The 20,456-nt window shown below is 72.9% G+C and carries 20 protein-coding genes; 9 read left to right on the top strand and 11 right to left on the bottom strand.

Annotation, left to right across the window (positions count from 1 at the left end):
* Nucleotides 1-245: 245 nt before the first annotated feature.
* The 3 genes from AOQ37_RS09190 to AOQ37_RS09180 all read left to right on the top strand — a co-directional run bounded on the left by AOQ37_RS09190 (nucleotide 246) and on the right by AOQ37_RS09180 (nucleotide 2,413).
* On the top strand, nucleotides 246-866 hold the full coding sequence (locus AOQ37_RS09190) for a hypothetical protein (protein ID WP_107085160.1): 621 nt from the start codon (nucleotides 246-248) through the stop codon (nucleotides 864-866).
* Nucleotides 867-887: 21 nt separating this feature from the next.
* Complete coding sequence (locus AOQ37_RS09185; RefSeq protein ID WP_078890094.1) at nucleotides 888-1,652, top strand: bestrophin-like domain; 765 nt, start codon at nucleotides 888-890, stop codon at nucleotides 1,650-1,652.
* Nucleotides 1,653-1,876: 224 nt separating this feature from the next.
* Nucleotides 1,877-2,413, top strand: a complete 537-nt coding sequence (locus tag AOQ37_RS09180) for a hypothetical protein (protein ID WP_062643080.1) — start codon at nucleotides 1,877-1,879, stop codon at nucleotides 2,411-2,413.
* Between the two features lie 108 nt (nucleotides 2,414-2,521).
* Here the strand turns inward: AOQ37_RS09180 and AOQ37_RS09175 are convergent, their stop codons facing one another.
* Entirely contained in the window at nucleotides 2,522-3,028 is a 507-nt protein-coding gene (locus AOQ37_RS09175) for a hypothetical protein (RefSeq protein ID WP_062643077.1), read from the bottom strand.
* A gap of 333 nt (nucleotides 3,029-3,361) precedes the next feature.
* Between AOQ37_RS09175 and AOQ37_RS09170 the strand changes: the two genes are divergently transcribed.
* Nucleotides 3,362-4,030 carry a class F sortase gene (locus AOQ37_RS09170; protein WP_062643075.1) on the top strand — a complete coding sequence of 223 codons (669 nt, stop codon included), beginning with the start codon at nucleotides 3,362-3,364 and terminating at the stop codon, nucleotides 4,028-4,030.
* Between the two features lie 33 nt (nucleotides 4,031-4,063).
* Here AOQ37_RS09170 and AOQ37_RS09165 read toward each other — a convergent pair whose 3' ends face one another.
* Nucleotides 4,064-4,903 (bottom strand): polysaccharide deacetylase family protein, encoded by an 840-nt coding sequence (locus AOQ37_RS09165; RefSeq protein ID WP_062643073.1) that lies wholly within the window; start codon nucleotides 4,901-4,903, stop codon nucleotides 4,064-4,066.
* A gap of 115 nt (nucleotides 4,904-5,018) precedes the next feature.
* The gene (gene lysX / locus AOQ37_RS09160; protein ID WP_062643072.1) at nucleotides 5,019-8,285 is read right to left on the bottom strand and encodes a bifunctional lysylphosphatidylglycerol synthetase/lysine--tRNA ligase LysX; all 3,267 of its coding nucleotides are present in this window, start codon (nucleotides 8,283-8,285) and stop codon (nucleotides 5,019-5,021) included.
* 88 nt (nucleotides 8,286-8,373) lie between these two features.
* Here lysX and AOQ37_RS09155 point away from each other — a divergent pair, with 88 nt between their 5' ends.
* Nucleotides 8,374-8,847: a universal stress protein gene (locus AOQ37_RS09155; protein ID WP_062643069.1), complete on the top strand. Its 474-nt coding sequence runs from the start codon at nucleotides 8,374-8,376 to the stop codon at nucleotides 8,845-8,847.
* 33 nt (nucleotides 8,848-8,880) lie between these two features.
* Here the strand turns inward: AOQ37_RS09155 and AOQ37_RS09150 are convergent, their stop codons facing one another.
* Nucleotides 8,881-10,032 carry a CapA family protein gene (locus tag AOQ37_RS09150; protein WP_062643067.1) on the bottom strand — a complete coding sequence of 384 codons (1,152 nt, stop codon included), beginning with the start codon at nucleotides 10,030-10,032 and terminating at the stop codon, nucleotides 8,881-8,883.
* 222 nt (nucleotides 10,033-10,254) lie between these two features.
* On the opposite strand from AOQ37_RS09150, the gene AOQ37_RS09145 reads away from it, so the two are divergent.
* From AOQ37_RS09145 to AOQ37_RS09135, 3 genes are all read left to right on the top strand, one after another.
* On the top strand, nucleotides 10,255-10,803 hold the full coding sequence (locus AOQ37_RS09145; RefSeq protein WP_062643065.1) for a sigma-70 family RNA polymerase sigma factor: 549 nt from the start codon (nucleotides 10,255-10,257) through the stop codon (nucleotides 10,801-10,803).
* Nucleotides 10,804-10,960: 157 nt separating this feature from the next.
* Entirely contained in the window at nucleotides 10,961-11,476 is a 516-nt protein-coding gene (locus tag AOQ37_RS09140) for a hypothetical protein (protein ID WP_062643063.1), read from the top strand.
* 141 nt (nucleotides 11,477-11,617) lie between these two features.
* The gene (locus AOQ37_RS09135; RefSeq protein WP_062643061.1) at nucleotides 11,618-12,280 is read left to right on the top strand and encodes a zf-HC2 domain-containing protein; all 663 of its coding nucleotides are present in this window, start codon (nucleotides 11,618-11,620) and stop codon (nucleotides 12,278-12,280) included.
* Between the two features lie 82 nt (nucleotides 12,281-12,362).
* On the opposite strand, the gene AOQ37_RS09130 is transcribed toward AOQ37_RS09135, so the two are convergent.
* The 3 genes from AOQ37_RS09130 to AOQ37_RS09120 form a co-directional block, all read right to left on the bottom strand.
* Complete coding sequence (locus AOQ37_RS09130) at nucleotides 12,363-13,226, bottom strand: Fpg/Nei family DNA glycosylase (protein WP_062643059.1); 864 nt, start codon at nucleotides 13,224-13,226, stop codon at nucleotides 12,363-12,365.
* A 31-nt stretch (nucleotides 13,227-13,257) separates the two neighbouring features.
* A complete protein-coding gene (locus AOQ37_RS09125) occupies nucleotides 13,258-15,345 on the bottom strand; it encodes a SpoIIE family protein phosphatase (RefSeq protein ID WP_062643057.1) in 2,088 nt (695 codons plus the stop codon).
* A gap of 63 nt (nucleotides 15,346-15,408) precedes the next feature.
* Nucleotides 15,409-15,897 carry a hypothetical protein gene (locus AOQ37_RS09120; RefSeq protein WP_159401325.1) on the bottom strand — a complete coding sequence of 163 codons (489 nt, stop codon included), beginning with the start codon at nucleotides 15,895-15,897 and terminating at the stop codon, nucleotides 15,409-15,411.
* Nucleotides 15,898-16,036: 139 nt separating this feature from the next.
* On the opposite strand from AOQ37_RS09120, the gene AOQ37_RS09115 reads away from it, so the two are divergent.
* Nucleotides 16,037-17,458 carry a lipase maturation factor family protein gene (locus tag AOQ37_RS09115; protein ID WP_062643053.1) on the top strand — a complete coding sequence of 474 codons (1,422 nt, stop codon included), beginning with the start codon at nucleotides 16,037-16,039 and terminating at the stop codon, nucleotides 17,456-17,458.
* Here the strand turns inward: AOQ37_RS09115 and AOQ37_RS09110 are convergent.
* From AOQ37_RS09110 to AOQ37_RS09095, 4 genes are read right to left on the bottom strand one after another with little or no spacing between them, the layout of a single operon-like run.
* On the bottom strand, nucleotides 17,446-18,270 hold the full coding sequence (locus tag AOQ37_RS09110; RefSeq protein WP_062643051.1) for an amidohydrolase family protein: 825 nt from the start codon (nucleotides 18,268-18,270) through the stop codon (nucleotides 17,446-17,448). The genes AOQ37_RS09115 and AOQ37_RS09110 overlap by 13 nt on opposite strands.
* Nucleotides 18,267-18,617 (bottom strand): L-rhamnose mutarotase, encoded by a 351-nt coding sequence (locus AOQ37_RS09105; RefSeq protein ID WP_062643049.1) that lies wholly within the window; start codon nucleotides 18,615-18,617, stop codon nucleotides 18,267-18,269. Before AOQ37_RS09105 ends, AOQ37_RS09110 begins: the two co-directional genes overlap by 4 nt.
* Nucleotides 18,614-19,582, bottom strand: a complete 969-nt coding sequence (locus AOQ37_RS09100) for an aldo/keto reductase (protein WP_062643048.1) — start codon at nucleotides 19,580-19,582, stop codon at nucleotides 18,614-18,616. Before AOQ37_RS09100 ends, AOQ37_RS09105 begins: the two co-directional genes overlap by 4 nt.
* On the bottom strand, nucleotides 19,579-20,334 hold the full coding sequence (locus AOQ37_RS09095; RefSeq protein ID WP_062643046.1) for an SDR family NAD(P)-dependent oxidoreductase: 756 nt from the start codon (nucleotides 20,332-20,334) through the stop codon (nucleotides 19,579-19,581). Before AOQ37_RS09095 ends, AOQ37_RS09100 begins: the two co-directional genes overlap by 4 nt.
* Nucleotides 20,335-20,456 lie beyond the last annotated feature (122 nt).

Below are 20,456 nucleotides of genomic sequence, written 5' to 3'. Positions count from 1 at the left end.
CCCTGCTGCGCCGCCGCACGGCACTGAGTACGCGCGGTGACGGTCGTTGTGTTCAAACCCGGCACGAAATTCTTTCCGCGACCTGTGACACCGGCCCGCGTGGTCCTCCGGATCGCACAGGCGCACGGCGTGCCGGATGCGCGAACGCACCGCCCGGCAAACCCGCGGACGCGAACTTCCCCCGTTCGGGGCAATCCCCCCGGGCGTCGGCGTGTGCCGCCGCGGGACGCCGCATGATCTCCGTCGTGCATGGACCCGAACCGACCCGATCCGCCCTCGTCACCAGGGCACTGGCCCTGGTGACCGCGGCCTGGATCCTCGCGGCCGTCCCGGCCGGGGTGGCCGCGGCCGACGCGTGCGCGTACGCCTCGACCGGCCCGGACGGCACCGAGGCGGTGGCGGTCGCGGGGAGCCACGCGTGGCCGACTCCCCCGGTGTGCCAGGAACCGAAGCCGCCGCCCGCCCCGACCCCCACGCCGCCGAAACCGAAGCCGCCGCCCGAGCCGCCGCCGAGCCCCACCCCCACTCCCAGTCCCACGCCGACCCCGGAGCCGCCGCCACCGCCGCCCGAGCCGAGGCCGCCGGCGCCGAAGCCGCGTCCGCGACCGCACGCGCCCGCGCCGCCCCGTCCCGTGGCCCCGCTCCCCCGGCAGACTCCCGCCCCCACGCCCCCGCCGGCACCGAGGCCCGCGCCGAAGCCCGCGCCCACGCCCACGCCCCGCCCGTCCGTGACCCCGGTGAGCTACCCGGCGTACCACGCCTCGCCGAAGCAACGGCCCGTCCGCCGCGGCCAGTCGCCGGTCACCTACGTCCTGCTGATCACCGTGCCCGCGGTGATCGCCGTCGCCGCGCTGCGGCCGCGCTAGCGCCGATCCTGGAGGCTTCTCTTGCCGGAATGGCTTGTTCTCACCCTCGCGATGCTCGCCGCCTGCGCGGTGGTGGTCGTGATCACCCTCCTGCGGCACCGCAGAGCGCCGGAGGACGAGGACCCCTCCGAGACCCCGGACGTCATCGAGTACATGACGATGTGGATCGGCGTGGTGTACGCCATCGTCCTGGGCCTGGCCATCGCCGGTGTCTGGGAGGCGCGCAGTGTCGCGCAGGACCACGTCCAGGCGGAGGCGCAGGCGCTGCACGAGATCTCGGAGCGGGTACGCGTCTACCCGGCCGACGCCCGTGACCGTATTCGGGAGGATGTCAACGCCTATGTCGGACACGTCGTCACCACCGAGTGGCAGAAGATGGCGGACGACGGCGAGGTGACGCGGCGCGGGGACGAACTCCTCCAGCGGATCCGGGTGGACGTCACCGACTACGAACCGGCGTCCGACTTCCAGGCACAGGCCTACCAGCCGCTGCTCGACCAGATGGCCGCCGCGGACCAGGCCCGCAACGCCCGCGCCGAGTCGACCGGGGCGACCATGCCGGGTGTGGTGTGGTTCGGGCTGCTGACCGGAGCCGCCATCACCATCGGCATGGTCTTCGCGCTCCAGATCCGGCGGACCACCCGGGAGCTGGTGCTGGCCGGGCTGTTCTCCGCACTGATCGCCTTCCTGCTCTTCCTCATCTGGGACTTCGACGCGCCCTACAGCCGGGGCATCACCGCGTCGGCGGAACCGTTCCTCCATCTGTTCCCGGCCGTCAAGGGCTGACGTCCGCTCACCTCACGGGCCCGCGCCGGGGGACGGCCGCCACGCCGTCGCCGTCCCCCGGTTGCGGGAACGCTGTCCCCTGGGCGGCCCACCCCCGTGCCCCATTCGTACGACTGCGATCGCGGGAGCGCACACATGTTCCTAGCGTTTCGGTCATCGAGGTGCATTTTTGGCGCAAGCGGAAAAAGGTCCGCAGCTGCTCCTCGGGGACCGGAGGATCCACCATGCGCGCGATACGCGTCGCTTCGGCCGCACTGCTCGGCGTCACCGCCCTGACCTTCTCCGCACCGTCGGCCGTCGCGAGCGACGACGACAACCACTACGTCATGTCCAACGGCTACGGCGTACTGCCCTCGACGGTCGCCGCGGGCGGACAGGTCACCCTCCAGGTGGACCGCAACCTCAGTGGCTGCCGAAGCTCCGTGACGGTCTCCTCGGGCGTGTTCGACGCGGTCGTCATCCCCCGGGGTTCCTCCTCCGCGGTGGCCAGGGTCGACTGGGACGCCCGGCCGGGCGCCTCGTACCGGGTGACGTTCGCCTGCGGCGGCATCAGCGCCGTCAAGGAGCTGACGATCTCCGGTGGCCGGCCCGTCGATCCGACGCCGGTGCCCTATCCGGTCCCGCGCGGCGTGCACGCCGGTGAGGGCGGCACCGTCGCCGGGTTCGACCTGCGGGAGATCGGGCTGGGCGCCGCGTTGATCGCCGGCTCGGTCGGTGCCGCGTACTGGTACTCGCGCCGCCGCGCCGGTGAGGAGGGCTGACGGCGCACCGCCGGCCGGCTCCGCCATGCGCAGGCCTTCGCCCCGGTCCGGACGGGACCGGGGCGAAGGCCTGTGTCACGTGCGACGTGCGGTCTCCCCGGGCGGGCCTCAGGCGCGGCGCTCGGCGCGGCGGCGCATCCAGAACAGACCGCCCCCGACCAGGGCCGCCGTGACGAGACCGCCGCCGATGGCCATGTCGGTCGGGCTGGCGCCCGTGGTGGTGCTGCCGCCGAGACCGCCGCGGACACCGCCGATGACGGTGAAGGCCGCCGGGCGGGTCAGGGTCCGGCCGGAGCAGTTGACGGTGATGTCGTAGGTGCCCGGCCGGGCGTTCTCGTTGATGGTCGCGGTGCCCTTGGCCGTCTGGTTGGCCCCGTTGATGGGCGTCAGGTTGGTCTGCGGGAACGCCGCCGAGGTCATGGTGCCGCCGCCGGGGCAGCCGTCGACGGTGACGGTCATCTGGCCGCCGCGGGCGATGACGGCGGGCAGGGCCACGATGTTGCTCGGGTTGGCGTTCATGCCGTCGCGGGCGACGGCGGCCGGGGCGGTGAAGCCGAGAGAGGCGACCGCGGCGGCCGAGACCGCCGAGGCCGCCAGAAGACGAGTGATGCGCATGTGTTCCTCCGCGGAAGGCGCCCCGGGGCCCGTCCCCGGTATGTCGGCGAGAAAGCACCTCCCGGACCGACCCTCAGATGCCGTGCACGCGCCCGCATTTCGGGAATGGTCCGTCCTGGTGAGAGGACACGCCGAGGGAAATGCACACAATCGGATATTGCCGCAGGTCACGGACCGTCAGAAATTTCCTTCCGTCGGCAACTCGGATGGCGCACCGAAAGGCGGCGGGGCCACCCGTTCGCCGCCGCCCCGTCGCCGGTTGCCGCCCGGGGACTTAGCGTTCTCGTATGCGCGAAGGGACGCGGTGACGGCCGCGTCGAAAGGGGATGGCGAATGTCTGCGTACGAGCTGTCCGAGGCGGCGGAAGAAGAGGAGCGGCGGCGGAAGCGCGCCCCGTGGGGCGTGATAGCGCTTGTTCTGCTGACCGGTCTCGCGCTCATCCGGAACGGGTCCGGGGAGTTCGACATCGGCCCGCCGCAGCCCGCCTCGGCGGCGGCCGCGGACAGCCGCAGCGCGGGTGTCCTCGGCCGGGCCCCGGCAGCGCTGCCGTACGCCCTGCCGGTCCGGGTCCGGATCCCCGCCATCCAGGTGGACGCGCCGGTCACGTCGGTGGGCCTGGACGCGGACGGCTGGGTCGGCGCGCCGCCGCCGGAGGACCCGAACCTGGCCGGCTGGTTCACCGGTGGCGTCTCGCCCGGCGAGAAGGGGACCGCGGTCGTCGTCGGCCATGTCGACAACAAGCTGGGACCCGCCGTGTTCTACGGTCTCGGGGCCCTGAAGAAGGGCAACCGCGTCGAGGTGGCGCGAGGAGACGGAAAAACGGCGGTCTTCGAGATCTACGGCATCGAGGTGTTCGAGAAGAACAATTTCCCCGGCGACCGCGTGTACGCCTCGAAGGGCTCTCCCGAATTGCGGGTCATCACCTGCGGCGGCGGTTTCTCCAAGGCGAACGGGTACGACGGGAACGTCGTCGCCTTCGCCCGCCTGGCCGAGGTCCGCTGAGCGGTTCCCGACCGGGCGGGCGGGGGGCTCGCGTCAGGTGTACCGCCGGTGCGGGACGGTGATGTGGTAACCGGAGTCCAGCAGTTGCGGCAGATAGCTGCGCAGTGCGCGCACGCTCTGCGAGCGGTCGCCCCCGGCGTCGTGCGAGAGCACGACGACACCGGGGGCGGCGCCCTTCTCCACCCGCTCGACGATGGTGCCGGCGGCGGGGGCGGTCCAGTCGAGGGTGTCGACCGTCCAGGCGAGCGGTTCCATGCCCAGTTCGGCGCCCAGTTGGAAGGCGGCCCGGTTCCAGGCGCCGTAGGGGGCGCGGAACCAGCGGGGCGGCTCGCCGTATCCCTCCTCGATGACGTCGCTGGTGCGGGACATCTCGGAGCGGATCTGACGGCGGGTGAGGCCGGTCAGCAGCGGGTGGGACCAGGTGTGGTTGCCGACGACATGGCCCTCGTCGGCCATCCGGGCCAGCAGGTCCTGGTTGTCGGCGGCCATCTCCCCGCACACGAAGAACATCGCGCGCACGTCGTAGTGGGCCAGCGTGTCGAGGATGCCCGGGGTGTAGCGGGGGTCGGGTCCGTCGTCGAAGGTCAGCACCATGGTGCGGCCGCTGCCGGTCATCCTCAGCAGCGGTTCGTGGCGCACGGGGGTGCGGCCGGGGGCGGCGCGCGGGGGGCCGTAGCCGGTCAGCGGCTGGAGGCGGTAGGCGGAGGGCTTCAGCGGCAGGCTCCGCGCCGGGGCGCCCGCGGCGGGGGCGGCGGCCCGGACCGGCTTGCCGTCCTCGCCCCACAGGAACACTCCGGCCGTGCCGGCCGCTCCGACGGCGGCGGCGCCGGCGAGCAACGCCCGGCGCCGCGTGAACAACTGATCCTTCTTCATGCAGTCATCAGTCGCCCGGCGGGCCCCCGACGCACCACACCGGCACCGGACTGGCGGCACGAATCCACCCGGCCGGCGCAGTCCCGGCCGCTCCGGACGGCCGAAGGGGCCCGGGTCAGCGGTGTCGTACCAGCGGGAACGGCAGGGTCTCGCGGATCGTGCGGCCGGTCAGGAACATGACCAGGCGGTCGACGCCGATGCCGAGGCCGCCGGTTGGGGGCATCGCGTACTCCAGGGCGTCGAGGAAGTCCTCGTCGAGTTCCATCGCCTCGGGGTCTCCGCCGGCGGCGAGCAGGGACTGTTCGGTGAGCCGGCGGCGCTGTTCCACGGGGTCGGTCAACTCGGAGTAGGCGGTGCCCAGTTCGGTGCCGAAGGCGACGAGGTCCCAGCGCTCGGCGAGCCGCGGGTCGGTGCGGTGCTGCCGGGTGAGCGGGGAGACGTCGGTGGGGAAGTCCTTGTAGAAGGTGGGGAGTTGGGTCCTCTCCTCGACCAGGCGTTCGTACATCTCCAGGACGACGTCGCCCGGGCCGTCGTCCGGTGTGTACGGGACCCCCGCCCGGTCGCAGTGCCGGAGCAGGACGGCCAGCGGGGTGCCGGCGTCGACCGGCTCGCCGAGCGCCTCGGAGATCGCGCCGTGCACCGTGCGGACGGGCCACTCCCCCGAGATGTCGTACTCCCGTCCGTCCTTGCGGGCGACCGGCGAGCCGAAGGCGGCCGTGGCGGCGCCCTGGATCAGCTCGCGGACCAGGTCGAGCATCACGTCGTAGTCGGCGTACGCCTGGTAGGCCTCCAGCATGGTGAACTCGGGGTTGTGCTTGTACGAGACGCCCTCGTTGCGGAAGGTGCGGCCCATCTCGAAGACCTTCTCCAGGCCGCCGACGCACAGCCGCTTGAGGTACAGCTCGGGGGCGATGCGCAGATAGAGGTCGAGGTCGTAGGCGTTGATGTGGGTGGTGAAGGGGCGGGCGTTGGCGCCGCCGTGGATCCGCTGGAGCATCGGGGTCTCGACCTCGAGGTAGCCGCGCTCCAACAGCCCCTGGCGCAGCGCCTGCACGGCGTGCGAGCGGGCCCGGACGACATCGCGGGCGGCGGGGCTCGCGACCAGGTCGAGGTAGCGCATGCGGACCTTGGCCTCGGGGTCGGTGAGGCCGTGGCGTTTGTCGGGCAGGGGGCGCAGGCACTTGGCGGTGAGCTGCCAGGAGGTGACGAAGACGGTGGGCTCGCCCTTGTCGCTCGTCCCGGCCGTGCCCGTGACGACGATGTGGTCGCCGAGATCGGTGTCGGACCGGAAGGTGCCGAGGGTTTCGCGGGTGAGGGCGAGTTGGTGGTCGCCCGACCAGTCGCGCAGGGTCACGAAGACGATGCCGCCGAAGTCGCGAACCCGCATGATCCGGCCGGCGACGGTGACCGTCTCCCCCGGACGGATCCGGGCGAGGGCGTGGGTGCGCGGGGGGACGCCCACCGGGTAGGGGTCGACGCCCTCGGCGCGCAGCCGGTCGAGCGTGCGGTGCCGGACGCGGACCTGCTCGGGCAGGCCCGCGTCCGGGCCGCCGTCCCCGGCCTCGTCCCCTCCGTCGAGGCCGAGCGCCGCCAGGGGCGGCAGGCCCTCGGTGGTGGCGGGGCGCGGCCCGCCCTTCGCGTTCCGGTTGCCCCACAGCTTGCGCAGCGAGGGCACGGAGACGAAGCCCTCGGCGATCCCGGAGGCGAGGCCCACCCGGGCGAGGGAGCCGGCGTCGGCGTAGCACAGGAAGCGGGGGTACCACTCGGGGTGGTACTTGGCGTTGGAGCGGTAGAGCGCCTCCAGCTGCCACCACTTGGAGAAGAACAGCAGCAGCCGGCGCCACAGCCGCAGGACCGGTCCGGCGCCGATGCGGGCGCCCTCCTCGAAGGCCGAGCGGAAGACGGCGAAGTTGAGGGAGATCCGGCGCACGCCGAGCTTCGGGGCGGCGGCGCACAGGTCGGCGACCATGAACTCCATGACGCCGTTGGGGGCGGAGCGGTCGCGGCGCATGAGGTCCAGGGAGATGCCGTCCCGGCCCCAGGGGACGAAGGAGAGCAGGGCGAGGAGGCGGCCGTGGTCGTCCAGCGCCTCCACGAGGAGGCAGTCGCCGTCGGCGGGGTCGCCGAGGCGGTCCAGGGCCATGGAGAAGCCGCGTTCGGTCTCGGTGTCGCGCCAGGCGTCGGCGCGGCCGACGACCTCCTCCATCTCCTGTTCGGTGAGGGTGCGGTGGCGGCGGACCCGGCAGGTGGCGCCGGTGCGGCGCACCCGGTTCACGGCCTGCCGGGTGACCCGCATCTCGCGGCCGCCGAGGTCGAAGGAGGCGACCGGCAGGATCGCCTCGTCACCGAGCTGGAGGGCGCCGAGTCCGGCGCGGGCGAAGGCCTTCGCGCCGTCCTCGGAGGCGCCCATCACCGCGGGTGCCCAGGCGTGCAGGCGGGCGGCGTCCAGCCAGGCGGCGATGGCGTGCGGCCAGGCCTCGCGGTCGCCGACGGGGTCGCCGCCGGCGAGGCAGACACCGGCTTCCACGCGGTAGGTGACGGCGGCCTTGCCGCTGGGTGAGAAGACGACGGCCTTGTCGCGCCGGGTGGCGAAGTAGCCGAGGGAGTCCTGGTCTCCGTAGGCCCCCAGCAGGGCACGGATTCGGGATTCCTCGTCGCCGTGCAGGGCCGCCTCCATCCGCTGGGAGCGGAAGAGGGTGGCCGCGGCGTTCAGCAGGGCGAGGGCGCCGAAGAGGCCGAGCAGGAAGAAGAGGAAGCGGGGCGGGCGGCCGTCGAAGGAGCCGGCGGAGACCAGACCGCCGAGGACCCGGTTGGCGGCCCAGCCCGGACGCTGACTCGGCGGCAGCGTGCCCGGGAACAGCTCCACCAGGCCCCAGCCGACGAGGACGGCCAGGACCAGCCCGACGAGCAGCACGGCGAGCGCCCGCCGGACCGCGGCGCGGCGGGAGGCGGCGTAGAACTGCCCGCGGGCGACGACCAGGAGGGCCAGCGCGAGCGCGCACACCACGAGGGACGGGACGGACTGCGCGTACAGGCCGACGGCCACGCCGAGGGCGTCGGTGAGGACGAGCAGGCCCAGGTAGACGACGACCAGCCACCAGGCGACCTTCTTGCGGGCGGCGGTGGCGGCGGCCAGCAGGAAGAGGAAGACGGCGTAGGCGAGGTTGGCGCTGACCGGGACGATCAGCAGGTCCAGGAAGCGCACGACGGGGCGCAGCAGGCGGCGCAGCGGCGGGATCAGCGCCAGCAGGACGCAGAGCAGGCCGAGGGCGCCGAAGAAGGCCGCGAAGCCTTCGGGCACCCGGGCGAGCAGACGGCCGGCGGGCCGCCGTGACCGGGCCGGAGTCTTCTCGGCCGTGGCGGTCCGCACGGTGGCGCTCATGCTCCGACTCTAGGAACACCCGGCCCTTACCGCCCGTCGAGCGGCCCGCGCACCGGCCGGACCTGCGGCTTCCGATAGCCTCTGGCCCGTGACGGAACAGCACTCGCAGCAGCCCGGGCACCAGTTCGAGCGGGGCACGGACGGACCCAAGGTCATCCTGGTCGGGGTCGACGGCTCCGACTCCTCCCTACGGGCCGCGGCGTACGCCGGCGGACTGGCCCGTCGGCAGCACGCGCTGCTCGCCGTGGTGTACGTGCAGCCGCTCCTGGCGGCGGGCGCGGCGCTCGGGGTGCCGGTCGCGGAGACCACCGACGAGATCGCCCAGGACCTGGTGGCGCAGATCCGGGAGGCCACCGAGCGCACCCGGGGGATATTCGACGTGCGCTGGGAGTTCCACACCTTCCACGGCGACCCCTACGGCGGCCTGGCGAAGGCGGCGGACCAGCTGAAGGCCGACGCGGTGGTGGTGGGAGCCTCCGAATCGGCCGGTCACCGGATCGTGGGGTCCGTGGCGGTGCGGCTGGTGAAGGCGGGGCGGTGGCCGGTGACGGTCGTGCCGTAGCCCCCGGCCACCCCGTGCGCCTCTACATCCGGCTCACCTGCCCATCACCAGCCCGTCCTTCGCCGCGCCCCGGCCGAGGACGACGGCCCTGATCCGGTCGCGCACCCCCTCGACGTCCGCGCCCGCCGCGAGGGCCTCGTCGAGGTCCACCACCCGGCCGGCGTCGATGTCGAACAGCTGCGGTACGAACTCGGCCCTGCGCACCTCCCAGCGGCCTCCGGCCCTGGCGGGCGGCGCGAAGGTGAAGCGGGCGACGGTGGACTGGTTGCCGCGCGGGTCCCGCACGCCCTGGTGGTTGAACATCTCGCCCGCGATCTGGTCGCCCATGCCGTAGACGACCCAGGTGCCGTTCACCTTCTCGTAGGCCTGGGGGACGTGCGCGTGGGTCCCGAGGATCAGATCGATGTCGGGGCGGCCGCCGGTGCGGGAGGCGGTGAGGGTGCGGGCGAGGGTGAGCTGACGGTCGTCCGGGGCGTCCTGCCATTCGGTGCCCCAGTGCACGGAGACGACGACCACGTCGGCGCCCGCCTTCCGGGCGGCCTTGGCGTCGGCGAGGATCCGGTTCTCGTCGAGGAGGTTGACGGTCCAGGGCTGCCCCGGCGGGACGGGGTGGCCGTTGGTGTCGTAGGTGTAGGCGAGGTGGGCGACCTTCGCCGGGCCGGCGCGCAGCAGGGTGACGGAGTTGCCCTCCGCCTCGGAGCGGGCGGTGCCCGCGTGCCGAACGCCGGCGCCGTCGAGCGCGTCGAGGGTGCGCCGCACTCCGGCGGCGCCGTCGTCGAGGCTGTGGTTGGAGGCGGTGGAGCAGCCGTCGTAGCCGGTGGCGGCGAGCGCCGTGGCGATCTCGGGCGGGGACTTGAAGTCCGGGTAGCCGGTGTAGACGCCGTTCTCGCCGTACACGGTCTCCATGTGACACAGCGCCAGATCGGCGCGGGAGACGACGGGTTTGACGCCCGCGAGCATCGGGCGGAAGTCGTGGCCGGCGCCTCCGGCGTCGAAGCCGGCCCGTTCGATGACGGTGGTGTGCGGGAGGATGTCGCCGGAGGCGACGAGCGTGAAGCCGCGGGCGGCGGCCGGTGCCGGGCGGCCGGGCCGCTCGGCCGGGCCGTGCTCGCGGGCCTGGCAGGCGGCGGCCGAGGCGAGGACGGCCGTCAGGACCAGGGCCACCTGGTGTCTGCGGGCGATCACCGGGTCACCCCACTTCCCCTGAATTGTCATATTTACCCATGTATCAGTACTAATCCATGAGAGGCGGCCGCCCGCCCCGGCACTCCCTCCGGCCGACGGCGATGCCCGCGATCGGCGTAGCCCGGACCGTTCGTCGAACCGTTCGTCGACGCGATCGACCGTCCGCCGCAGATCCGTGTGCGTGCCCTGTCCCGAACCGGCGCACTGCGGTGCCATACGCCCATGACCGCCGGAACCACCCTCAACGCCCGGACGACGACCGCCGAGCACGAGCTCGCCGCACTCCAGCGCGAGCACGGCCGGCCGCTCTTCGCGCTGCTGCTGAGGCTGTGCGACGGCGACCGGCAGCGCGCCGAGGACCTCGTCCAGGAGACACTGGTCCGCGCCTGGCAGCATCCCGAGGCCCTGCGCGCCGACACCTTCGACTCCGTCCGGCCCTGGCTGCTCACCGTCGGCCGGCGGCTCGCGATCGACGCGCGCCGGGCCCGGCAGGCGCGGCCCGCCGAGGTCGGGGACGCGGTACTGGAGAACGCGCCCGTCTGCGCGGACCACGCCGAGCGGGCGGCCGCCACCCTCGATGTGCGCGAGGCTGTGAAGACACTCACGCCGGAGCACCGTGAAGTTCTGGTGCTGGTGTATTTCCAGGGGGCCAGTGTGGCGGAGGCCGCCGCGACCCTCGGAATTCCGCCCGGTACCGTGAAGTCCCGCGCGTACTACGCGCTGCGCGCCCTGCGCCGGGTGCTTCCGGGATACGCGGCCGACCTGCACTGAAACCCACGACTGGGTCAAGCCTCCGTAAAGCGCCTTGCCGAGGACCCCCTTGGAGTAATCGGGTGTCCTTATCCGTGTTCCGGACGGGGCCCGGTGACCGGGTCCCCAGCGTCCCGGCAAACGGGCGAGCGAAAGCACCGGAGGAAGGCAGGAAGGGATGCTGCACAGAGGTCACCAGAGCACGGACGGCACCGGCGGCGGTGAACTGACCGTCCCCATGGCCTGGTTGTACGCCGAGTACATCGCCGACGAACTGCTGCGGACCGGCGATCTGATGCCGCCGACGTCCTTCGAGTTCCGCGCCGGGCGCGACGCCCTGGCGCTCACCATCTTCCTGTCCGACACCGACGGCGAGCTCCCCGGCATCCGGGTCGTCACTCAGCTCGAGACCTGGCTTTCGCTCACGGCGTACGACCAGCCGTGGCAGGACTGGGTCGGCGTACGTATGTCTCAACTGAAGGCCGAGGCGGTCAAGTCGCAGGCACCTGCTCCCGATCTCGACCTGGCGGCCGCGGCCTGGCGCTGGCTGGAGGAGACGGAGCTGCTCGCTCCCGATCTCAACGCGGTTCCCGGCGGTGCGCCGGTGGTCGGCGAGGACGACGGACCCAAGGTCTGGACACCCGCCTGGCAGCTCGGCCTGCCCCTCGGCCACCTCGCGATTCATCTTTTTTAGATTCACACCAATCCGCGGGCCGGTCCGCTCCGAACATCTGGGTCACGATTCGGTACGTGGCTTGAGTGATTCGCCGGTCGGGTGCGTACCGGTGGGAGCAAGGAGTAACCCCACTGGCACTCAAAGGCACGAGGTTTCGGCATGAGGTCCCTGGAAAGGCATCGCGACGTCGGCGCGTACGCGCTCGGCGTGCTGGACGAAGCGGAAGCCTTCCGCTTCGAGGACCACCTCATGGAGTGTCCTCAGTGTGCGGCGCAGGTCACCGAGTTCGGCCCCACCACACGGCAGATGATGCTCTACCGGCGCGCCACCCCGCGCGCCGTGCACCCCTTCGCCGGGCCCGGCCCGCAGCTGCTGGACCGGCTGCTCGCCGAGGTCGCCACCCGGCACCGGGCCGTGCGCCGACGGGTGCTGTACGCCCTGGCCGCCTCGGTGGTGGTCGCCCTGGCGGGCCCCGTGATCGCGTTGCTGGCGGGCGGCGCCGCCGCCGAGGGCGAGAGCGCCGTACGGCTCACCGCGACGGACGAGAAGTCCGGGGTGTGGGCACGGGTCACCACGGAGAACGAGGCGTGGGGCAGCCACGTGGAGCTCGAGGTCAAGGACGGGGCGGGCCCCCGCTCCTGCCGCCTGATCGCCGTCGGCCTCGACGGCTCCGAGCAGACGGTCACCAGCTGGAACGTCCCCCGGCACGACGCCCGCCCCAACACCATGCAGGGCGCCGCGGCCTGGCACCCTGACGAGATCGTCCGCTACGAGCTGCGCACGTCCGCCGGCGAGCACCTGGTGACGCTCGACACCCACTGACGCCCCGCCGGAGTGAGTTCAGGTCACTCCGACCGATGTCAGGGTAACGGGGTCCCGGACACGACACGGGGGTGACCCGGGACTACTTCAGCAGTCTGGACATCCTCCGGTCCGCCAGGGGCCTGCCGCCGGTCTGGCAGGTCGGGCAGTACTGGAGCGAGGAGTCGCTGAAGGAGACCTCCCTGATGGTGTCGCCGCAGACCGGGCAGGGTTCGCCGGTGCGGCCGTGGACGCGCAGGCCGCTCTTCTTCTCGGCCTTCAGACGTCCCGCGGCCAGGCCCCGCGAGCGCTCGACCGCCTCCGTCAGCGTGGCGCGCAGGGCCTCGTAGAGGGTGTGGGTCTCCTCCGGCGTCAGGCCGGCCGCCAGCTTGAACGGGGACATCCTCGCCACGTGCAGGATCTCGTCGCTGTAGGCGTTGCCGACGCCCGCGATCAGGCTCTGGTCGCGCAGGGCGCCCTTCAGCTGCCGCCGCTCACCGGCGAGGAGCGCGGCGAAGCGGGCCTCGTCGAACTCGGCGGCGAGCGGGTCGGGGCCGAGCCGGGCGACGCCGGGTACCTGCCGCGGGTCGGGGACGACGTACACCGCGAGCCGCTTCTGGGTGCCGGCCTCCGTCAGGTCGAAGCCCTCCCCCGTCTCCAGGGCGACCCGCAGGGCCAGCGGCCCCTTGCCGGGCCGGGGCGGACCGTCCGGGAGCCTGTCCCTCCAGTGCAGCCAGCCCGCACGGGCGAGATGCGTGACGAGGTGCGGGCCGTCACCGGTCGCCAGGTCGAGGAACTTGCCGTGCCGGTGCACGGCGGTCACCTCCCGGCCCTCGAGGGCGGTGACGGGCGGGTCGTACGTCTTCAGCACACTGATCGCGACGGGCAGCACACGGACGATCTCGTGGCCGACGAGATTCTCGGTCAGGAAGTCCTTGAGCGCTTCGACCTCGGGGAGTTCCGGCATACGTCCAGGGTGCCATCCGCAACCCGGGTCCTCAGGTCCGCTCCGGCACCACGAACTCGCACCACACACATTTGCCGCCGCCCCGCGCCTCCACTCCCCACACGTCGGTGAGCAGGTCCACCAGCAGCAGACCCCGTCCGGAGACCCCCGACTCGCCCGCCTCACGGCGGCGCGGCAGGGCACTGGAGGAGTCCTCCACCTCCACCCGCAGCCGCTGGTCGGTGCCGGTCAGCACCCGCAGGGTGACGATCGCCGCGCCCTCGGTGTGCATGAGCGCGTTGGTGATCAGTTCGTCGGCGACCAGTTCGACCTCGTCGGAGCGCTCCCGGGCGCCCCAGGCGCGGACGGCCGCGCGGATCATGTGCCGGGCCTCGCTGAGGTCATCCGGGTCGCCGGGAGCCACATGCTGCTGGAGACGGTTCCCGGCCTGGGGGCTGTCGGGGTCGCGCCGGCGCAGCAGGAGCAGCGCCACGTCGTCGTCCCCGCCGCGTTCCTCGGCGACCTCGATGAGCTGGTCGGCCAGTTTCCGGACGTCCTCGGGGCCCGCGGCGATCAGGTCGGTGAGGGCCCGCATGCCGTCGTCGAGATCCGCGCCGGGCTGCTCGACCAGTCCGTCGGTGCACAGCAGCAGCGTGTGGCCGGGGTCCAGCTCCAGGGTGCCGACCGGGTACTCGAGGCTGCCGAACTCGGCGGACAGACCGAGCGGCAGCCCGCCGGGCACCGGGACCCGCCGGCAGGTCCCGTCGGGATCGCGCAGCAGGGGGTCGATGTGCCCGGCGCGGACCACCTGGACGACGCCGGTGGAGAGGTCGGCCTCCGCGTACAGGCAGGTGGCGAAGCGGTCGGTGTCGAGCTCGTGCAGGAAGACCGAGGCGCGGGCCATCACGGTGGCCGGGGTGTGGCCCTCGGCCGCGTAGGCCTTCAGGACGATGCGCAGCTGGCCCATGACGGCGGCGGCGTGCGTGTCGTGGCCCTGGACGTCGCCGATGACGGCGCCCACGCGGCCGCCGGGCAACGGGATCAGGTCGTACCAGTCGCCGCCGATGTCCCGGCCCAGGGAGCCGCCGATGGTGGCGGCGCGGTAGCGGACGGCGACGTCGGCGCCGGGCACGCTGGGGATGGTGCGCGGCAGCATGGCCTGCTGGAGGCCCTGCGCGATGTCCTTCTCCTGCTCGTAGAACATGGCGCGCTGGAGGCTCTGCGCGATGCTGCTGCCGAGGGCGACGAGGATGTTGCGGTCCTCCTGGGTGAAGCCCTGCCGGTCGCTGTAGAGCAGCCCCATCGCGCCGATCGGGCGGGCCTGCACGATGAGCGGCAGATAGGCCGCCGCGGTGATCCTCAGGTCGGTGAGGTGCGGCCACAGGATGGGGTAGTCGCCGGCGAACTCCTCCGGCGACTCGATGAAGCGCGGGGTGAGGGTGCGCACGACCTCGCTCATCGGGTACGGCTCGTCGATGCGGGTGACCAGCGTGCCGGGCACGAAGCTGCCCTCCGGCCCCTCGGCGATCAGCCGGATGCGGCCGGCCTCGACCAGCCCCATGACGAGACTGGTCGCGCCGAGGTGGGTGAGGCCGTGGGTGTCCTTGAGGACGTCGATGACGTCGTGCACGGTGCGGGCGTGCGCCAGGGCCGCCGTGGTGAGCTGGACGACGTTGGTCTGTTCGCGGCGCGCGTCGTCCAGGGCGGCCTCCTCGCGGCGGGAGGCGAGATCGCTGAGTTCGTCGGTCGCGTCCCGCACGATGCCGACGATGCGGCGCGGCCGTCCGGTCCGGTCGCGCCGGATGTAGCCCTGGGTGTGCGTCCAGCGCAGGGTGCCGTCGCGGAGCCGCATGCGGAAGTAGGCGCCGTAGTTCTCGCTGCCGTCCTTGATGGCCTGGGCCACCAGCCCGTCCAGGCGGATGCCCTCGGCCGGCGGGACCCGGACGGCGAGGGTCACGGGGTCGCCGTCGTATTCGTCGGGTCGCAGGTCGAAGATCTCGTGGGCCCGGGCGTCCATGTGGAACTGCCCCGAGTCCAGGTCCCAGTCGAAGCTGCCCATGCGGTTGAGCGCCAGGATCGGATCCGGGTGGGCGGGCCAGTCGTCCGGGAGGGACAGGGCGCTCGCTCCCCGATCAACCATGGGGCCACCATGCCAGGATTTGCCCGATTCCTCGACCGGGGAGCGCGGGCCCGGGGGCCACCGTCAGCCCGGACGGACGTCGAGGGGGCTGCCGAAGATGCTGCCGGACGGGTCCTGCGCCTCGGACTCGTCGGGCCCGTCGGGGATCAGCCCGCCGCCGTCGGGCAGGTCGGGGATCTCCGGGACGGTCTCGGGGCCGATCTCCTGGGGATCGACACCCCGGTCGAGGTCGGATCCCGGGCCCTCGTCGGAGCCGAGGCCCTCGTCCGGGCCGAACACCCCGCCGGGACCGGCGTCGGAGCCCGAGTCGGAACCGGGGTCGGAGTCGGAGCCCGCACCCGCGGAGGAGGGGGCGGCGTCCGGGTCGGCCGCGGACGCGTCGGCGAAGAGGCCGGTGAAGGGGTCGCCGGAGACAACGCGTCCCTCGGCCGCCGGGACGACGCTCTCCGCGTCCGGCATCGTGATCTTCTCCCCCGCCCCACCGCGTCCGGCGACGAGGAGCGCCGCCGAGAGCGCGCAGGTGGAGAGGAGGGTGGCTATGGGTAGTCGCACCACGTTCTCCCGCATCGTCTCGGTCTCACCCGGAGGTGATTCGACCACTATTGTCTGCTTGACCCGACAGGGTCACGCAACCGGAGCACGCGACCACGCACGGTGACGGGACCCGACCGGAGACAAGGAGCACACGGCCGTGGAGTGGTTCACCGCACCCGAGTACTGGCTGAGCCGCCTGGTCTTCCAGCGGGCCCTGGCCGGCGTCTACCTGGTCGCGTTCCTGACGGCCGCCTTGCAGTTCCGGGCGCTGCTGGGCGAGCGCGGCATGCTGCCGGTACCCCGCTTCGTCGAGCGAGTGCCCTTCCGGCGGGCGCCGAGCCTGTTCCATCTGCGTTACTCCGACCGCCTGTTCGCGGGCTGCGCCTGGACCGGCTGCGCGGTCTCGGCGGCGCTGCTCGCCGGTCTGGACGGTCTGCTGCCCCTGGGAGCGGCGATGGCCCTGTGGCTGGTGCCGTGGGCGCTGTATCTGTCGATCGTCAACGTGGGTCAGACCTGGTACGGATTCGGCTGGGAGTCCCTGCTGCTGGAGACCGGCTTCCTCGCGGTGTTCCTCGGCAACGACGAGGTGGCCCCGCCGGTCCTGGTGCTCTTCCTGATGCGCTGGATCCTGTTCCGGGTCGAGTTCGGCGCGGGTCTGATCAAGATGCGGGGCGACGCCTGCTGGCGGAAGCTGACGTGTCTCTATCACCACCACGAGACGCAGCCGATGCCCGGCCCGCTGAGCTGGTTCTTCCACCATCTGCCGAAACCGCTGCACCGCGTCGAGGCGGCCGCCAACCACGTCACCCAACTCGTCGTGCCGTTCCTGCTGTTCGCCCCGCAACCGATCGCGACGGCGGCCGCCTGTCTGATGATCGCGACCCAGCTGTGGCTGGTGCTGTCGGGCAACTTCGCCTGGCTGAACTGGATCACCGTCGTCCTGGCCGTGTCCGCGCTCGAACTGCCCGCCGGCCGGCGGGCGGCGCCCGCCACACCGCTCTGGTACGAGGTCGTGGTGCTCGCCGCGGCCGCGCTGCTGCTGTTCCTCGGCTACCGCCCGGTGGTCAACATGCTCTCCCGCCGCCAGGTGATGAACCGCTCCTTCGATCCGCTGCATCTGGTCAACACCTACGGCGCGTTCGGCAGCGTGAGCCGGATCCGCTACGAGGTGGTCATCGAGGGCACGCTCGACGACGTGCCGCGCGAGGGCTCCGACTGGCGGGAGTACGAGTTCCGGGGCAAGCCCGGCGATCCCCGGCACTGGCCGCGCCAGTTCGCCCCGTACCACCTGCGCCTGGACTGGATGATGTGGTTCGCGGCGCTCTCCCCCGCCTACGCCGGGACGTGGTTCGCCGCCCTGGTGGAACGGCTGCTGGAGAACGACCGCGACACGCTGAAGCTGCTGCGCCGCTCCCCGTTCCCGCCCGACGAGCCCCCGCGCCACATCCGCGCCCGCCTCTTCCGCTACCGCTGCACCACCTGGCGGGAGCTGCGGGAGACGGGCGCGTACTGGCATCGGACCTACGTGCGGGAGTATCTGCCGCCGACCCGGCTGGCGGGGACGGCTCAGAGGCCGTAGACCCGCACGGCGGTGGTGCCGAAGATCTCGGTGTGCGTGGACGGGTCGGTCAACCGCCGTGCGATGTCCAGGACTTCACCGTAGGAGGCGGTGGGTGTGCACACCGGCCAGTCCGAGCCGAACATCAGCCGGTCCGGGCCGAAGGCCTCGAGCACCGTGTCCGAGTACGGGCGCAGGTCGTCGGCGGTCCAGGACGCGGGGTCGGCCTCGGTGACCATGCCGGAGAGCTTGCAGACCGTGTTGGGCAGCGCCGCGAGGGCCCGCACCCGGGACGCCCACGGTTCCAGCGCGGCGGAGGCGATCGGCGGCTTGCCCAGGTGGTCGAGGACGAAGGTGAGTCCGGGCAGGGCGGCGGCCGCCTCGGCACAGGCCGGAAGCTGCTGGGGCAGCACCACCAGGTCGTGGACGAGTCCGGCGTCGGCGAGGGCGGTGAGCCCGCGCCGCACGTCCGCCCGCAGCAGCCAGCGCGGGTCCGGTTCGCCCTGGACCTGGTGACGGATGCCCTTGAGGTACCGGCCGCCGGGAAGCTCCCGCAGCCGGGCCAGTTCGTCGGCGACGTCCGGGCGGGTGAGGTCGGTCCAGCCGACGACACCCGCGATCAGTTCGTGCGCCTCCGCGAGGGCGAGGAACTCCGGGGTCTCCTGCGCCACGGTGACCGTCTGGACGAGGACCGTACGGTCGACTCCGGCCGCGCGGGCCTGCGGGGCCAGGTCCTCGACGGTGAAGTCCCGCCGCAGCGGGCTGCCTTCGGCGATCCAGTCCTGGTCCCGTACCGACAGGTCCCAGACGTGGTGGTGCGCGTCGACGGTCACGGCAGCTCCCGGACGACGGGCAGACCGGCGTCCGCGCCCTCGTCGGAGCAGTCGTGCACCACGTCGAGCAGCTCGGCCATCCGTGCCTGCCACACCACGTTGACGGGAAGCCTCTCCAGCTCGGCGAGGAGCCGTGCGTGGTCCTCGCACTCCAGGACGTGGAACAGATCGGTTCCTCCCCCATCCTCGGCTCCGCTCGCGCGGGGGGACCCCCACCGCCCGATCCTCCAGGAGGAGGCACCGGCGGCGCGGATGGCGTCCGTCAGCTCCCCCGGCGCCTCCTGGTGCGCGGCCTCGTACGCGGCGATCCGGTCGGCGCGGACCCTGGTGTGCAGGGCGACCCTCATGACGGCTCCTGCGGGGGAAGCAGGCCCGTGTCCCGCAGCTCCTGCCAGAAGGCGGCGGGGACGGGAACCGCGAACTGTTCGGCGCAGTCCCGCACCTCGGCGGCCGAGCGGGCGCCGACCAGGACGCTGACAACGGCCGGGTGGGCGGCGCTGAACGCCAGGGCGGCGGCGCGCAGGGTGATGCCGTGCCGGTCGGCGATCCCCTTCATCCGCAGGGCACGGTCCAGCGGTCCGGCGGGCGCCCGCGCGTAGTCGAAGGTGGCGCCGGGCCGGGGGTCGGCCAGCAGACCGGAGTTGAAGGCGCCGCCGACGACCACCGACACCCCCCGTTCGACGGCCGCGGGCAGCAGCCCGGCCCCGGCCCGCTGGTCGAGCAGCGTGTACCGGCCCGCGCACAGGACCACGTCGACATCCGTGTCCCGGACGAAGCGCGTGAGCATCTCCGCCTGGTTCATCCCGGCGCCGATCGCCCCGACGACGCCCTGCGCACGCAGTTCCTCCAGTGCCGGGTAGCCCTCGCGGAAGGCCTGTTCGGCGTGGTCGTCGGGATCGTGGAGGTAGACGACGTCCACCCGGTCGAGGCCGAGCCGTTCCAGGCTGGCCTCCAGCGTGCGCCGGACACCGTCGGCGCTGAAGTCCCATACGCGGCGGTGCGTGGCGGGGACGGCGAAGCCGTCGGCCAGGTCGTCGCCGCCCCGGTCCGTGGCCTCCAGACGGCGGCCGACCTTGGTCGAGACCGTGTACCGCGACCGGGGGTACTCGCGCAGGGCCGCGCCGAGACGGCGTTCGGAGAGACCGAGACCGTAGTGCGGCGCCGTGTCGAAGTAACGGATGCCCTGCTGCCAGGCGGCGGCCACCGCCTCGTGCGCCTGCTCCTCGCCGACCTCGGTGAACAGGTTGCCGATGGCGGCGGCGCCGAAGGCGAGCGGACTGACCGGGACTCCGCCGCGCCCGAGCGTGTTCACCGGCCCGCCGGCCGAAGCCGCAGGCCCTGCATCCCGCCGTCGACGGCGAGCGAGGTGCCGGTGGTGGCGCCGGACAGGGGGCTCGCCAGGTAGGCGATGGCGCCCGCGACCTCGTCGGCGCCGACCAGCCGGCCGGTGGGCTGACGGGCCTCCAGGGCTGCGCGCTCGGCGACCGGGTCGTCGGCCGCGTCGAGCAGCCGGCCGACCCACGGGGTGTCCGCGGTACCGGGGTTCACGCAGTTGACGCGGATGCCCTCGCGTACGTGGTCGGCGGCCATGGCCAGGGTGAGCGAGTACACCGCGCCCTTGGTCGCGCTGTAGAGCGCGCGCTGCGGCAGGCCGGCGGTGGCGGCGATGGAGCAGGTGTTGACGATCGCCGCGTGCGCGGAACGCCTCAGCTGGGGCAGCGCGGCGCGGGCCGTACGGACCATGCCGACGACGTTGACGTCGAAGACGCTGTGCCATGCGGCGTCGTCGTTGTCCTCGACCGTGCCCTGCGCGCCGACGCCCGCGTTGTTGACCAGGATGTCCAGCCCGCCGAGGTCGGCGACGGCGGCCGCGACCGCCGTACGCACGGAGGCGTCGTCGGTGACGTCGGCGCGGTATCCGAGAAGGGGCCGGTCCACGCCCGAGGGGTCCAGGTCCAGTACCGCGACCCGGGCGCCGCGCTCGGCAAGGAGCTCGGCCGCGGCCCGGCCGATGCCGGAGCCGCCCCCCGTCACCAGGGCCGTCAGCCCTTCGAAGTCGCTCACGCCGCCTTCTCCTTCCGGATCGAGGTCGGCGGCCCGGAAGTCGCCGGCGGGATACGTGCCGAATATTTATCAGACCACTTCCGCTCCACAACACCCCCCGGGTAGCTTTTCGAGGGTTACTC

Origin of the sequence: Streptomyces maremycinicus, assembly GCF_001184025.1 — a bacterium.
Taxonomy (GTDB): domain Bacteria; phylum Actinomycetota; class Actinomycetes; order Streptomycetales; family Streptomycetaceae; genus Streptomyces; species Streptomyces maremycinicus.
The sequence above is the reverse complement of the archived record's forward strand: the minus strand, read 5'-3'. Positions and strand labels throughout refer to the sequence as shown.

What these genes read in the sequence shown, in the direction of transcription:
- AOQ37_RS09105 (WP_062643049.1), bottom strand. Translation starts at nt 18,617, where the DNA reads ATGAGGGTCGCCCTGCACACCAGGGTCCGCGCCGACCGGATCGCCGCG.
- AOQ37_RS09180 (WP_062643080.1), top strand. Translation starts at nt 1,877, where the DNA reads ATGCGCGCGATACGCGTCGCTTCGGCCGCACTGCTCGGCGTCACCGCC.
- AOQ37_RS09135 (WP_062643061.1), top strand. Translation starts at nt 11,618, where the DNA reads ATGAGGTCCCTGGAAAGGCATCGCGACGTCGGCGCGTACGCGCTCGGC.
- AOQ37_RS09165 (WP_062643073.1), bottom strand. Translation starts at nt 4,903, where the DNA reads ATGAAGAAGGATCAGTTGTTCACGCGGCGCCGGGCGTTGCTCGCCGGC.
- AOQ37_RS09175 (WP_062643077.1), bottom strand. Translation starts at nt 3,028, where the DNA reads ATGCGCATCACTCGTCTTCTGGCGGCCTCGGCGGTCTCGGCCGCCGCG.
- AOQ37_RS09130 (WP_062643059.1), bottom strand. Translation starts at nt 13,226, where the DNA reads ATGCCGGAACTCCCCGAGGTCGAAGCGCTCAAGGACTTCCTGACCGAG.
- AOQ37_RS09125 (WP_062643057.1), bottom strand. Translation starts at nt 15,345, where the DNA reads ATGGTTGATCGGGGAGCGAGCGCCCTGTCCCTCCCGGACGACTGGCCC.
- lysX (WP_062643072.1), bottom strand. Translation starts at nt 8,285, where the DNA reads ATGAGCGCCACCGTGCGGACCGCCACGGCCGAGAAGACTCCGGCCCGG.
- AOQ37_RS09145 (WP_062643065.1), top strand. Translation starts at nt 10,255, where the DNA reads ATGACCGCCGGAACCACCCTCAACGCCCGGACGACGACCGCCGAGCAC.
- AOQ37_RS09170 (WP_062643075.1), top strand. Translation starts at nt 3,362, where the DNA reads ATGTCTGCGTACGAGCTGTCCGAGGCGGCGGAAGAAGAGGAGCGGCGG.
- AOQ37_RS09140 (WP_062643063.1), top strand. Translation starts at nt 10,961, where the DNA reads ATGCTGCACAGAGGTCACCAGAGCACGGACGGCACCGGCGGCGGTGAA.